General features: G+C 63.7%; 11 protein-coding genes. 4 read left to right on the top strand and 7 right to left on the bottom strand.

From position 1 onward, the window contains the following. Positions 1–634: 634 nt before the first annotated feature. From pepN to RTI28_RS06425, 6 genes are read right to left on the bottom strand one after another with little or no spacing between them, the layout of a single operon-like run. Complete coding sequence (gene pepN, locus RTI28_RS06450; RefSeq protein WP_316919679.1) at positions 635–3,292, bottom strand: aminopeptidase N; 2,658 nt, start codon at positions 3,290–3,292, stop codon at positions 635–637. 12 nt (positions 3,293–3,304) lie between these two features. After that, the gene (locus RTI28_RS06445) at positions 3,305–4,135 is read right to left on the bottom strand and encodes a DUF2797 domain-containing protein (protein ID WP_316919678.1); all 831 of its coding nucleotides are present in this window, start codon (positions 4,133–4,135) and stop codon (positions 3,305–3,307) included. Continuing rightward, positions 4,132–4,392 (bottom strand): YeaC family protein, encoded by a 261-nt coding sequence (locus RTI28_RS06440; protein WP_316919677.1) that lies wholly within the window; start codon positions 4,390–4,392, stop codon positions 4,132–4,134. The genes RTI28_RS06445 and RTI28_RS06440 overlap by 4 nt, the downstream gene beginning before the upstream one ends. Positions 4,393–4,405: 13 nt before the next feature. Continuing rightward, positions 4,406–5,275, bottom strand: a complete 870-nt coding sequence (locus tag RTI28_RS06435) for a rhomboid family intramembrane serine protease (RefSeq protein ID WP_316919676.1) — start codon at positions 5,273–5,275, stop codon at positions 4,406–4,408. Next, on the bottom strand, positions 5,272–6,246 hold the full coding sequence (locus tag RTI28_RS06430; RefSeq protein ID WP_316919862.1) for a metallophosphoesterase: 975 nt from the start codon (positions 6,244–6,246) through the stop codon (positions 5,272–5,274). Before RTI28_RS06430 ends, RTI28_RS06435 begins: the two co-directional genes overlap by 4 nt. Continuing rightward, entirely contained in the window at positions 6,243–7,133 is an 891-nt protein-coding gene (locus RTI28_RS06425; RefSeq protein WP_042124167.1) for an NAD(+) kinase, read from the bottom strand. Before RTI28_RS06425 ends, RTI28_RS06430 begins: the two co-directional genes overlap by 4 nt. Positions 7,134–7,234: 101 nt before the next feature. Here RTI28_RS06425 and RTI28_RS06420 point away from each other — a divergent pair, with 101 nt between their 5' ends. Together RTI28_RS06420 and RTI28_RS06415 are read left to right on the top strand one after the other, a co-directional pair. Next, the gene (locus RTI28_RS06420; protein WP_316919675.1) at positions 7,235–8,209 is read left to right on the top strand and encodes a DUF1853 family protein; all 975 of its coding nucleotides are present in this window, start codon (positions 7,235–7,237) and stop codon (positions 8,207–8,209) included. Positions 8,210–8,459: 250 nt separating this feature from the next. Further along, a complete protein-coding gene (locus RTI28_RS06415; protein ID WP_316919674.1) occupies positions 8,460–9,008 on the top strand; it encodes a cytochrome b in 549 nt (182 codons plus the stop codon). On the opposite strand, the gene RTI28_RS06410 is transcribed toward RTI28_RS06415, so the two are convergent. Beyond that, positions 9,005–9,877 (bottom strand): 1-aminocyclopropane-1-carboxylate deaminase/D-cysteine desulfhydrase, encoded by an 873-nt coding sequence (locus RTI28_RS06410; protein WP_316919673.1) that lies wholly within the window; start codon positions 9,875–9,877, stop codon positions 9,005–9,007. The two genes, RTI28_RS06415 and RTI28_RS06410, sit on opposite strands and share 4 nt — an antisense overlap. Before the next feature lie 351 nt (positions 9,878–10,228). Between RTI28_RS06410 and RTI28_RS06405 the strand changes: the two genes are divergently transcribed. Further along, entirely contained in the window at positions 10,229–12,850 is a 2,622-nt protein-coding gene (locus RTI28_RS06405; RefSeq protein ID WP_316919672.1) for a T6SS effector BTH_I2691 family protein, read from the top strand. Continuing rightward, on the top strand, positions 12,851–14,011 hold the full coding sequence (locus RTI28_RS06400; RefSeq protein ID WP_316919671.1) for a DUF6708 domain-containing protein: 1,161 nt from the start codon (positions 12,851–12,853) through the stop codon (positions 14,009–14,011). Positions 14,012–14,037 lie beyond the last annotated feature (26 nt).

Here is a 14,037-nt window from a genome sequence, read left to right as displayed (position 1 = left end):
CGCCAGCAGCAATGCTGCGCCGGTCGCCAGAGCCCAAGGGCGCGCGCGATGCGCACTGCCAGTACCCGCTGTATGAGGCCCGGTCATAGATCTGTCCCCCGATTCTTGTTATTTGGGTCAATCCATTTGCAGGCACTGCGAAAAACCGTGTTCCAGAGCCCTGCAATAGCTGCTGGCCATCCTATCGGGGTTTGCGAAGGGCTGACAACGAACGGGACGTTATCTTTTGTTATCGGAAGATCGCGGGTGTTGCTGTAGGCCTCATCGCGGGCAATGCCCGCTTGTGTCTTGAACCAGAGGTACGGTAATCAGATGCTTTGTGTTGAGCGCTGCGGGTACGGGTGCGGGAATCGTGTGTTGATCCATTGGCCAAGGCGACGCTGAATCACCTTTTCGCCCTTACGGCGACCCACTTTTGAAAAGCGCAAAAGTGGGTCGCCGTAAGGGCGAAAAGGTGATTCAGCGTCGCCTTGGCCAATGGATATGCACGCAAGCCTCAGCACCAGCACCAAGCCCCAAGACAGTTGCTCCCACAAGATTCCAGCAAGACACAGAACCCTGTGCGGGCATTACCCGCGATGAGGCCCGCACTGACGAAAAAAGAAAAAGGCCGCTTTCGCGGCCTTCTCTCACATCAGGCGAGACTCTTGCTCACCACCTCGAACACATCGCTGGACAGCGATCCCGAATCGCGGATCCGCTGCAATTCCCCTTTCATCAGCGCCTGACGCTTGTCGTCATACTTGCGCCAGCGGGTCAGCGGCGCCAGTTGCCGCGAGGCGATCTGCGGGTTCAGGGCGTTGAGCTCGATGACGATATCGGCCAGGAAGCGATAGCCCGAACCATCCGCGGCATGGAAGTTGACCAGGTTCTGCCCGGCGAAGGCACCGATCAGCGCACGCACCTTGTTCGGGTTCTTCAGGGTGAACGCCGGATGCTCCATCAGCGTGCGCACGCGCGCCAGCCCGCCCGGCAGGGTGCTGCCGGCCTGTACGCTGAACCACTGGTCCATGACCAGCGGATTGTCCTTGAAGTGCTCGGCGAACGCCGTCAGGGCCTTGGCCCGCTCGGCCTCGAACGGCGAATTGACCAGCACCGCCAGGGCGGTCAGGCGTTCGGTCATGTTGTCGCAGGCATCGAACTGCTCCAGGGTCGCTTCCAGCACCTGCGGCTTGCCGCTGAGCATCAGGTAGGACAGGACGATGTTCTGCAGGCCACGGCGGGCGAAGTGCTCGGCCTCGGCCACGTAGGCGGTCTGCCGCGAGGCGGTGCGGTTGGCCTGGTAGCGCGCCCACAGGCCGTCGAACAGCTGCTCGGCCAGTTGCTTGCGGGCGAACTCGCGGGCGGCATGGATGGCATCGACATCGGCGGTTTCGCTGATTTCGGTGAGATAGGCCTCGCTCGGCAGCGAAAGCATCTCGGCGACCATGGCCTGGTCCAGCGCGTCATTGCCCAGCACGCTGCCCAGGGCGGTGACCAGGCGCTGATCGAGCACCAGTTGCTCGCCCTTCTGCTGCTGCGCGATCAGTTCCTGCAGCACCTGCACCGACAGTTGCTGGCCAGCTTCCCAGCGGTTGAAACCGTCGCTGTCGTGCTGCATGAGGAACATCAGCTGGTCGCGATCGTAGGGGAACGCCAGCTTGACCGGTGCGCTGAAGCCTCGCAGCAGCGACGGCAGCGGCTTGGCCGCGACATCGACGAAGGTGAAGGTCTGCTCGGCCTCGGTCACCGAGAGCACGCGGGACGTGCCGGCGGCGGCGATCTCGCCCTGCAGGCGCAGCGCCAGGTCGTGGCCCTGGGCGTCGAGCAGGCCCAGTTCCACCGGGATCACGAACGGCTTCTTCTCGACCTTGTCCGGGGTTTCCGGGCAGCTCTGGCGGAAGGTCAGGCTGTAGGTGTGCGCGGCAGCGTCATAACGTTCGCTGACCGCCAGACGCGGCGTACCCGCCTGGCTGTACCAGCGCTTGAACTGGGTCAGGTCGACGCCGTTGGCATCTTCCATGGCCTTGATGAAGTCGTCGCAGGTCACCGCCTGGCCGTCGTGGCGCTCGAAGTACAGGTCGCTGCCCTTGCGGAAGCCCTCGGCGCCGAGCAGGGTGCGGACCATGCGCACCACTTCCGAACCCTTCTCGTAGACGGTCAGGGTGTAGAAGTTGGAGATTTCGATGAAGCTGTCCGGGCGCACGGCGTGGGCCATCGGGCCGGCATCCTCGGCGAACTGGTGGGTGCGCAGGTAGGCCACGTCCTCGATGCGCTTGACCGTGCGCGAGTTCACGTCGGCGCTGAACTCGGCGTCGCGGAACACGGTGAAGCCTTCCTTGAGCGACAGCTGGAACCAGTCGCGGCAGGTCACGCGGTTGCCCGACCAGTTGTGGAAGTACTCGTGGGCGACCACCGCCTCGACCCGCTGGTGCGCGGCGTCGGTGGCGGTTTCGGCGCGGGCCAGCACGCAACTGGAGTTGAAGATGTTCAGGCCCTTGTTTTCCATGGCGCCCATGTTGAAGTCGTTGACCGCGACGATCATGAAGATGTCCAGGTCATATTCGCGGCCGTAGACCTCTTCGTCCCAGCGCATGGACTTCTTCAGGCTGGTCATGGCGTGCTGGCACTTGTCGATGTTCTCCGGCTCGACATAGATGCGCAGGGTCACGTCACGCCCGGACTGGCGGGTGAAGGTATCTTCGACGCACCACAGGTCGCCGGCGACCAGGGCGAACAGGTACGCCGGCTTCCTGAACGGGTCTTCCCAGGTCGCCCAGTGCCGGCCGTCGTCCTGCGGGCCACTGCCCACCGGGTTGCCGTTGGAGAGCAGGACCGGGTAGCGGTGCTGTTCGGCGATCACCGTGGTGGTGAACGCACTCATCACGTCCGGGCGATCGAGGTAGTAGGTGATCTTGCGAAAGCCCTCGGCCTCGCACTGGGTGCAGAACATGCCGCTGGACTTGTACAGGCCTTCCAGCGCGGTGTTGCTTTCCGGGTGGATGCGCACGCTGGTGTCGACGGTGAACTGCGCGGCTTTCGGCTGCAGGGTCAGGTGGCTGTCGCCGAGCTGGTAGTCGGCGGCGCCCAGGGGCTGGTCGTCGAGGGCGACGCTGAGCAGTTCCAGTTGCTGGCCGTCCAGCACCAGCGGCGGCAGGCCGGCACCGCGCGCCGGGTTGCGGCGCATCACCAGCTGGGCGTGGACCAGGGTGTGGTCCTCGAACAGCTCGAAGGTCAGGTGGGTTTCGTCGATCAGGTACTCGGGGGCCTGATAGTCCTTGAGGTAGATCACTTGCGGCTGTTCGGTGCGCATGTGGCGGTCCTTTTACTGATGCACGGCCAGTTGGTAGGCCGTGTACTTGCGAATGTTGATCACGCCGGTATCGAAGATCAGGTACTGGCCCTTGATGCCGAGCAGCGTGCCCTCGGCCACCGGGTTCTTGTCCAGGTTGAAACTGACGATCTTGCTCGGGTAGGCCTCGACCGGATAACGGATCTCCAGCGGCTCGCCGTCATGCAGCGGCTGGATGGCCTGCAGCCCGAAGCGCTCCTGCAAGCCACGGATGCCGTCGCCGCAGCTGTCGAACAGCTGGTCACGCACGGAGGCCAGGTCCACCGGTTCGGCATCGCCCTTGAGCAGCGCGCGCCAGTTGGTGCGGTCGGCGACCTGGCTGCGCAGCAGGTCTTCCACCAGCCCGGACTGCTGCCGGGTGGCGACCCGCAGGATCGGCAGGGCCTGGCTGGCACCCTGGTCGAGCCAGCGCGTGGGCAGCTGGCTGGCGCGGGTGATGCCGACCTTGATCCCCGACGAGTTGGCCAGGTAGACCACATGGTCGGTCATGCAGAACTGCTCGCCCCAGGACGGCTCGCGGCAGGTGCCGGCGTCGTAATGGCACCGTTCGGGACTCATGATGCAGACATCGCACTGGGCCAGTCGGGTCATGCAGGGATAGCAGTAGCCCTGGCTGAAGCTGGTCTTGGTGCGCTTGCCGCAATGACTGCAGTGGATCGCGCCCAGGTACTCCAGGCGCACGGTCTGGCCGATCATCGGGTTGACCGGGACTTCGACCTCATCCAGGCGGAAGGCGTATTGCACGACCGGCGTCTCGAGACGCGCGGCCATCTTGCGAATGGAACCACGGCCGACTTCGATCAATGGATCGCATCCGACTTGAACAGGATGTTCGGCACGCTGATGGACTTCGAGGCGCATTCCTGCGGGCCCATGTAGCCGGTGCGCTGCTCCTCTGGGAGGTTCTGCAGCTCCCAGGCGATCACCGCCTGCAGGGACAGTTCGCGCTGCTCGCTGGTGAGCTTGCGCCCGTCAGCCCATTTGCCGATTTCCACGGCCAGCTTCAGGCTCTCGTAGATTTCCGGGGTGATGTTTTCGATCATTTGCGCAAAAGTGGACATAGCGTCTCCCAAATCAAGTCGTCAGTTTACGCCGGGCCAGCGCCCCGCCCAAGAGTCCGCTCAGGCATCCGACCAACAGACCGCCGACATGGGCGGCGTTGGCGATCTGGCCGAAACCGAGCAGGCTGACCAGCCCGGACAGGCACAGCAGCAGCCAGACCAGCATCATCACCAGCACGCCGCGAGGCATGCGATAGAGCGGGCTGGGCGCCAGCCACTGGTACAGCCAGATATGCCCGAGCAGGCCGTAAAGCACGCCGGACAGCCCGCCGAACAAGCTCGGACCGCCGAACAGGTATTGCGCGGCGTTGGACACCAGGCCGAAGACCAGGGTCAGGCCGAGCAGGCGCAGGGCACCCTGGCGCCATTCGATGCGCCGCCCCAGCTCCCAGTACCAGAGCCCGTTCATGGCCAGGTGGAGGATGCCGAAATGCACCAGCATCGGGCTCAGCAGGCGCCACCACTGGCCGGCCTGCAGGCTGACCTCCAGCGGGGTGAAATAGACGTAGTCGCCCTTCACGTGAAAATCGAGGAAGGTCAGCCAGCGCAGGGTCTCGAGGTTGTCGCCGAGGCCGGTCAGGCCGGCGACCAGCAGGCTCAGCAGGAGGATCGCCGCGGTGGCCTTGCTGACCCGCAGCTGTTCGCCCACCCCGGGGCGTTGCTCCGGCGCCGCCGCGGGTGGCAGCAGGTCGGCATCGACATCGCCCAGCGGATGCAACTGATACAGGCGATGGATCTCTGCAGCCCGTGTCTCGTCGACCCAGAGCACCTGCGCGCCCTGCTCCTCGGTGACCCGGTGCGCCACCTGCAGGCGCCGCAACAGCTGGACGAAACCGCTCAGGTCGGCGCTCAACGGCAGGCGCAGGACTTCAACCACATTCATTGACTGGCCTCCGGCCGTTCCACATCGACCCAGACGAACTTGCGTGGATCGATACGGGTTTCCTCGTCGAGCCGGTACGCCACCAGCTTGCCGTAGAGCACTGCACTGTAGTCCAGGCAGGCCAGGTTGGCGCGGATCGGCGCCGGCTTGCCACTGCGCCAGTAATGCCCGACGAACAGCAGTGGCTCGTCCTCGGCGTAGCGCAGCAGGGCATTCTTCTGGCTGTGGCTGAGCGGCGCGCTGGCCACCTCGGCCGGCAGCGCGTCGGGCTGGAAGACGATATCGCCGTAGGTCTGCGGGTCTTCTTCCCAGAACTTGGTGCGGAAGAAGGCGCGGGTCAGGCCGTCGCCACCGGTCAGGGTCAGGCCGTCCGGCAGGCGCATGTCGGTGCCGCGCAGCAGGCGGTTGCAGGCCAGGTGGGCGAAGGTGTCGGGCTGCGCCGAGGCCCGCACGAAGGCTTCGTCGATCAGGCCTTGCGGATACTGCTGGCGCAGTGTGTCGATCACCCGCCCGTCCCAGCAGGCATGGACCAGGCGGAAGCGCCCGGCATCGACGAACAGCGGCAACTGGTAGAACCAGCCGAGGAAGTCGTGCCAGTCGCCGGGGTGCTGGGCGAACTGGGTCAGGGTTTCGTCGATCAGCCGGGCGTGGCGCGGGGTGTGCTCGCGCACGAAGGTCTTGCCGCTGCCGGCCGGGGCCGGGGTGGTCCAGCCCAGGGCGTTGTATTCATGGTTGCCCATGATGCAATGCGCCTGGCCGGCCTCGACCATGTCGTGAACGATATGCAGGGCCTCACGAATACGCGGGCCGCGATCGATGATGTCGCCGAGGAACAGCGCCTGGCGCTGGGCATGCCGCCACACCCCGCCCTGGCGCTTGTAGCCGAGGCTGTCGAGCAGGCGTTCGAGGGTGTGGGCGCATCCGTGTACATCGCCGATCAGGTCGAAACTGCGCGCTGGATCGAGCATCAGTCGCCTCCACCACCCAGACGGCTGCCCCAGCCGAGTTTGGTCCGGCAGACCTCGTAGTAGTTGTGGTCCAGCGGATGGATCAGGCGCAGCTTCTGCGGCTTCTTGTTCACCGTGATGGTGTCGCCGGGGGCGCAGGTGAAGTGGTTCTGGCCGTCACAGGAAACCTGCGGATAGATGGTCATGTCCTGGGACACGACGATCTTCAGCTCGCTGTTGCCATCGACCACGATCGGCCGCCCGGACAGGGTGTGCGGGTACATCGGCACGATGACGATGGCGTCCAGCTTGGGATGCATGATCGGCCCGCCGGCGGACAGGGCGTAGGCGGTGGAGCCGGTCGGGGTGGCGACGATCAGGCCGTCGGCCTTCTGGCTGCAGACGAACTGGCCGTCGATGTAGATCTCGAACTCGATCATCCGCGTCGACTTGCCCGGGTGCAGGACCACATCGTTGAGGGCGTCGCCCTGGCCGATGGCCTCGCCGTGGCGGCGCACTTCGGCCTGGAGCAGGAAGCGGTTTTCCACCAGGTAGTGGCCGTCGAGCACCTCGGCGACTTTCACTTCCAGTTCGTCGGGACGGATATCGGTGAGAAAGCCCAGGCTGCCGCGGTTGATCCCCAGCACCGGGGTGTTGTGCCGGGCCAGGGCGCGGGCGGCGCCGAGCAGGCTGCCGTCGCCGCCGACCACGATGACCAGGTCGCAGACCTCGCCCAGCAGTTTGCGCGAGGACGTCTGCAGGCCGTGGCCGGGCAGGACTTCGGCGATGGTGTCCTCGAGGATGACGTGCAGATGCCGCTCCAGCAGGAATTTTTTCAGTCGGCGGATGGTATCGAGCACCTGCGAGCTGCCAAGGCGACCGATGATACCGATATTGCGAAATTGCTCCATGGGGCTCCTGCAAGGCTCTGCGACGTGGATAAAGCACGGTTGCGAAAAGCCCGATTATGGGCCAGCGCCCCGGCTGGCGGCAAACGGGCTATGCTCGCTGGATGAATCCGTTCGCCAGCCTCGACGCCCTGCCCCGCCATCTGCGCCAGCCCGCGGTCCGCGATCTGGCCTGGACCCTGCTGTCGCCGCCGCTGCTGGCCAACGCCCCGTGGCCGCAGCGGCATCCGCTGAGCGCCAGTGCCTGGGTCGACGATCCGCAGCGCCTGCAACACTGGCTGCTGCACCTGGAGCAGGAGCCCGCGCCATTGCTGGACTGGCTGGCGCGCTCTGCCAGCCGCCGCCTGGGCCTGTACTACGAGCGCTTGTGGCAGTTCGCCCTGCAGCAGGCGCCCGGTGTCGAACTGCTCGCCGCCAACCTGCCGATCCGCCAGGGCGGCCACACCCTCGGTGAACTGGACATGGTGCTGCGCGACCGCGAAGGCGTGCATCACCTGGAACTGGCGATCAAGTTCTACCTCGGCCCCGACCATGGCGACGGCCTCGACCCGGCGCACTGGCTGGGCCCCGGCTGCCACGACCGCCTGGACCGCAAGCTGGCGCACCTGGCCGAGCACCAGTTGCCCATCTCGGGGCGTGCGGAAAGCCGCGAAGCCCTCGCCGGACTGGGCCTGCAACGGGTCGAGGCGCACCTGTGGCTGGGCGGCTACCTGTTCTACCCCTGGCCGGCCCACGCCGATGCGCCGCGCGGCGTGTATCCCGGGCATCTGCGCGGGCGCTGGCTGCATCGGCGCGACTGTTCGGCATTCCACGCCAGCAGCACCGGCGGCCGCTGGCAACTGCTGCCGCGGCAGACCTGGCTCGGTCCGGCGCGGGTCAGCGCCAGCGAGGTGTGGACCGAACAACAGTTGCACACCTGGCTCGCCGCCCTCGATCCGCAGGCCCAGGCACAGCTGATGGTGCGCCTGCAGCCCGGCGAGGATGGCGACTGGCACGAGGTGGAACGGGCCTTCCTGGTCGCCGACCACTGGCCGCAACTGGCGGAAAATCCCCCCACGCCCTTGATCCAGGCACCTTGACCCTAATGCTGGTCAGTTAGCGTTCTGGGGCTGCTTTGCAGCCCTTCGCGAGCAAGCTCGCTCCCACAGGATTGCGCCTACCTTGTGGGAGCGAGCTTGCTCGCGAAGCGGCCCCAATTGGCATAACTGATCGGCATTAGCCTTGACCCGGTCTTTTTTGCGCATTCCACCTGCCGTAACGGCCATCAGCTATTAGAGTGGAAGAACAGCGCCGCAAAGAGCGCAGCCAACGACCGACGAGGAACGCTTCATGACCCTGACCAATACCCGGGAGCGCTACGGCAGCCTGTCCGTGGCCTTGCACTGGCTGATGCTGGTGCTGCTGGCGGCGGTGTACGCCTGCATCGAGTTTCGCGGCCTGTTTCCCAAGGACACTCCGGAACGGGAACTGATGAAGACCCTGCACTTCATGCTGGGCCTGAGCGTGTTCCTGCTGGTCTGGTTACGCCTGCTGCTGCGGATAACCCGGCCGACGCCGCGCATCCTGCCCGCCCCGCCCGCCTGGCAGACCGGACTGGCGCACCTGGTGCACTGGATGCTCTACGGGCTGATGATCGGCCTGCCGCTGGCCGGCTGGACCGTGCTCAGCGCCGCCGACAAGCCGATCCCCTTCTACGGTTTCGAGCTGCCGGCGCTGGTGCAACCGGACAAGGAACTGGCGCGCACGGTCAAGGGCTGGCACGAATGGTTCGCCACCCTCGGCTACTGGCTGATCGGCGTGCATGCCCTGGCCGGGCTGTATCACCACTACGTGCGCAAGGACAACACGCTGCTGCGCATGTTGCCGTCCAAGGACTAGACGAAGCCGCGGCGGCCCTGCAGGCCGCCGGTATGAACGAAGATCAGCCGGGTGCCTCTGCTGAAGGCCCCGGCTTTTTCGTGCAGGGCCATCAGCGCCTTGCCCGTGTACAGGGGTTCCAGCGGCACGCCGGATGTCCTTTCGCAGTCCTCGATGAACGCCAGCAGCTCGGCGTCCACCTTGGCGAAACCGCCGCGACAGGCTTCATGGAGGTGGTAGCCGGTCAGCGCCGACAGGTTTTCCTCCACGCCGTAGCCCGTGGGCACCGCCAGCGCGCCATGCACCGGATGGGCGCCCTTCTCCGCCATGACCAACCCGGCCAGGGTGGTCCCGGTCCCGGCGGCCAGCCACCAGGCGTCGTAGTCGTCCCACCCCAGCAGCGGCAACTGCGCCCGCGCCTGTTCGACAATCAGCGCACAGCCCTTCGCCCCCAGCTCGCCACCGCCACCTTCCGGCACGCAGTGCCAACCGGGATAGCGCGCGTGCCAGGGCGCCCAGAAACCGGGCTGGTTGCGCGCGCGATAGCCGCCGTAGCCGAGCCAGTGCAGATGCATGCCGAACGCCTGCAGGTCGCGGGTGGTCGGGGTGTCCTGGGGCTCGCCACGCAGCAGGCCGACGGTGGCGAAGCCGAAACGCTGGCCGGCGACGGCCAGGGCGTGCAGGTGATTGGAGTGGTTGCCGCCGAGGCTGATGATGCCCGGCGCGCCGCTGGCCCGGGCCAGGCGCAGGTGTTCGAGGAGCTTGAACCACTTGTTGCCGCTGACCAGCGGGTCGATCAGGTCGAGGCGCAGGATGGCGGCGTCGATGCCGGACTGGGTCAGCCAGGGCAGGGACAGGCGTTGCAGGGGGGCTTGGGGGAGACTGAGCATGGCGAGATTGTACCGCCCTCGACATGATTTTCGGCGCCCCTGCAGGAGCGCGGCTTGTCGTTGACGAACCACCACGAAGGACCGCACAGCGGTCCCAAATCAGCGTTGCTCGCCGCAAGTTCTCTGAAAGCGCAGCCTTTTCACCGCAGGGCTTGGGACTTTTCCTATATATCCGCCGCTGATCGGCATGCAGGATCTCAGCGGAATTTTTTCCCCAGTAATCCCCCGTTTTCAGCGGTCGGCAACACTTGCTCCAGCCCTCAAGTGATTACCTACCTAAATGCTATCGAGAGGTTATGCACCGGATGTGGGGGAATAAGTCCGGCCCGTATCGAAACGAGAGAGCTCCCCATGTCCAAACGCACCTACTCCCTGAGCGAGATACTCGCCATCAGCCGCGAGGCCTCCAACCGAACACGCACCGACGAGCCGCTCAGCCCGTGTGTCAGTTGCAAGCGCAATCTCATCATCCTGCCGCTGCGCTACGGCGTGGTGTCCGGACAAGACCGGAGCATCGTCGAGCAACTGGCCCCAGCGTTGCCCGCCCATCTGGGCAAGCGCCTGACGCTCCCGCTCAGCCACAGCCGCTACGCCGTGCGCAGCATTCGTGAGGGCTACGTTTATGTGTTCGTCAAGCGCATGGGCAAGGACTACCTGTGCGAAGGCACCTACCGCGTGCATGACTCGGGCCTGCTGCAGCCCGTCCTGTCTTATGAGCCGGGCACGCCGCTAGGTGGCGTCTCGGCGTTGGGAGGATGGACCCTGAGCGTGGCCGACCCGGAAGACGTTGATGAGGCGCGCCTGTTGTTCACGCCGGACCCGCTCAGTCCCGACATGCTCGACCGCTACCTGAAGGTCAACCGCTACCGCGACCTCCTGCAGAAATTCGACCTGCGCACCCTGGCCAACAGCTGCGGTGTCTTCGATGACGTCATCACGCCTTCGCAGGTGGACAGCATTGTCGCGGAGTTCCTGGCAACCCAGGATGCCGCCGCCAGAACCTTGCTGGAAAAGCAGGCCTTTCCTCCATTCCGGAGCGCACTGGCCCCGGGCGAGGCGCCGAGGGACATGGACTCGATCTACCGCAATGCCCTCGACCGGATGGTAGACGCGGGTGGTGTCGCCCTGGTGCTCGATGACCCGATCGGCATCGTTCAGGAGCTGAATGCCTGGCGTAACGACGCCGTCGAGATCAACCTGCCCTGGCTCAAGACTGTCGATGCACAGGGCATCAGCAACGAGCGCAAGTATGTGGTGGCCGAGGCCCTGGACGATGTGAAGGCGGCCATGCAGCAAGGCTATGTCGAGAACGCCGTCGAAGCGGCCGAGCGCAAGGTCAGTTACGAAAAGACCTACGACATGATGAACGCCAGCCGCTTCGGCACGCGCGTTGGCAGCCCGGCCGAAAAGGGCGAGCACCATGACCCCGAGCGCGTGCTGGCCCAGGCCGAGTCCGGAAAGGCAGCGGCCTTCGACAAGTACGAAGCCATGCTCGACTGGGATGCCAAGATGGACATCCAGGAACAATTCGCCAGGCGCGATCGCCTGGCCCAGGACGAAATGGACAAGCGTGGCGTGGACCATCTCGCCTGGCTGGACAGCGAGATGCTCGAACAGGCGCTCGACTTCTATGATCGCGACCAGCCGCTCTGGGGGCAGGCGTTCGCGAGCCAGATCGCCCTGTGCTTGCTCGGCATGAACGGCAGCAGAGGGGGCGAGGCGAAGCTGGCGTCCTGGTGGGCGGGCACTGAAATCACCAAGCGCAACCTGGTCTGGCGCGCCTTGACGCGCAACCAGGTCGACATCGAGAAGGAAACCCGGGAGGCGTTTACCAAGGCGAAAGCCGCGGCCAACGACCTGACCGCCGACACCATCGTCGCTGAACTGGGCGCTGCCGGTGGCTGGTTCCAGAAGGTCGTCGATCTGCTGATCAAGGCGGATGCGGCGGTTCAGAGTGCGGTGGTGAGCGATGCTCATCGCTGGTTCGATCCACAGCGTCTCGCCGTTACGCTGGTCCCGTTCGCCTGGCTTCACCAATACCTGTTGAAACTGCTGCCAGCCAACGCGGTAGATCGACGACTGTTGAGCCCGATGCTCGGCTTCGTGTATGCGGGGTTGGGCGAGGTGACGACCCGTCTGCGCATGAGCGAACTGGCGGCCTCAGGCCAGACGGCCAATCCGAACCGGGTGGCGGGGCAGGTGAACGCCCATATCGGCAGGGTGCGCGACACGCTGATGCGTGAGTTCCAGAACGGTGGGGGTGGTGGGTTTCACCAACTTCGGGGTGGCGTGCTGTTGGCGCTGCTCGAAGGAATCATTCTCGGGGTCAAGGCCTCAACGAAGAATGAGGGGGAGAAGGAGTACCTCGAATTCCAGGCGGCGTTTCTGATTACCACGGCTGCGGGCATCGAGCTGGCGGCGAGTGGTGTGCAGATGGTTGCGAATCGGTATGCGACGGGAGTGGTGAGTCAGGGAGCTAGGGTTTCGTTGGGTGGGTTGCGGTTGGTGGGGGGAAGTCTGGCGACTGTGGGTGGTGTCATGCTTGCTGTCATAGACTTAAAAGATGGCAAAAAGGCCTTTGATAATGAATATAGAATACTTGGTGGCGCCTACTTTGCCCGAGGCATTTTATCATTGGGGATGTCGCTGCTTGCTGGAATGGTAGCGATTTCTTTTGCCGGTCCATTGCTGCGATTCATATTTGGACAGAATAGCCAGTTAGGATTCATTGCGGTGATAGAGGGGTTGGCAGGTTCCGGGCTTCCATCGGTAATGCTGAAAATAATCGGTGTTGGTAGCTTGGTTACCCTAGGAATTAGTGTGGCAATAATATATCTCTCCCCCTCCAAGATAGAGGAGTGGTGTTGGCATAGCTGCCTCAAGAAGTGGGAGTCGGATAGCTTGTTAAAGCCGTTCAAGGATCAGGAAACAGAGCTGCAAAAGCTCTATGAAGCGCTGAAGGAGGTAAGCTGAATGTACTGGCTCGAATGGATGCTCTGGTATATCCAGACCTCGCCTCGTGAAAACGAGCAATGGCAAGATAAACTGGAAAAAATTCTAGCGGTCGAACGGGCGGGAAAAGGCAAGGATAAACGCCCCGGAATTTATGATCGAGTTAGTGACTCTCCTTCTGCGGATGGATCAGTCCACGAGTTGAATGGAACCTATATTGAGCTACAAGCCGGAGAATCACAGGAGAGGCGTGGTGCTATTACATTTATGACATTGGCCATTGTCTATTTTTTATACGATCTTTCCAGCTTCGCTTTAATGTTTAATGAGGTTTGGTTTTCTGGGGTTTACTATTCTTCGAGAAGGCCTGCGGAAACAGGAGATTACGTTACAGGAGTAATTCTGATCGCATTCGTGGCATGCTTGTTTTGGGTGGTGCTTCGTTATGCACGTATTTTTATAAACTTAGAAAATTTCGTTCAACGCCGGATGTTGATCCGCTTCAACCGAGTCACGCGCCAGGTCTACCTACACCGCCCAAAATTCGCCGGCGGCATTACCGTTTTCGACTGGGAACAGGTCTCCGCCGAGGCTGTGGTAGGTGAGGACGAAGGGGCCAACATCGGTCGAAAGCTCATTCTGAGCTGGGGGCCGACCATGCCAGATCTTCCCCACTTTCACATCGTCTTCGTCGGCAAGCGCGCCGATGGCACCAGCGATATCACCAACCTGTGGGAGTTCATCCGTCGCTACATGGAAGAAGGCCCGCAATCGGTGCCTGTTCCGAAGAAGTTTTTGAGCAAGGCGCCTTGGCCGTGGCTGTCGGTGATGGCAACCCTCAGCTTCTTCAGACCGTTGTGGCGTGCCGGGCTGCGTTGGCAGGTCGCCTGCATTGTGGCGCTGGCCTCTCCCGCGTTGGCACTGCACACCATGGGTCATTGGATATCGCTGCTGCTGTGTTGGGAACCCCGCTGGCCGCGTATCATTCGCGAAGCCGGCCTGCCCGGAAAACCTGTCCCGCCACTGTCCACCGCCGCTGATTGGCCTCCTTTGCCCAAGGTGGAATCTGCGAAGAAAAAAAGGCGTGCACATAAACCTGCACAGTTAGTCGGCCAAGATCCGAACGTCCCTGAATCCACGTCCGCCCCTGAATCAGCTACTCATCGTCAGGGATTGGAATAACGTGCCCCTTTTCCCAACACTGGCAA

Origin of the sequence: Pseudomonas sp. zfem002 (assembly GCF_032621685.1) — a bacterium.
Lineage (GTDB): Bacteria > Pseudomonadota > Gammaproteobacteria > Pseudomonadales > Pseudomonadaceae > Aquipseudomonas > Aquipseudomonas japonica.
This window is presented reverse-complemented; position numbering and strand designations above follow the sequence as displayed.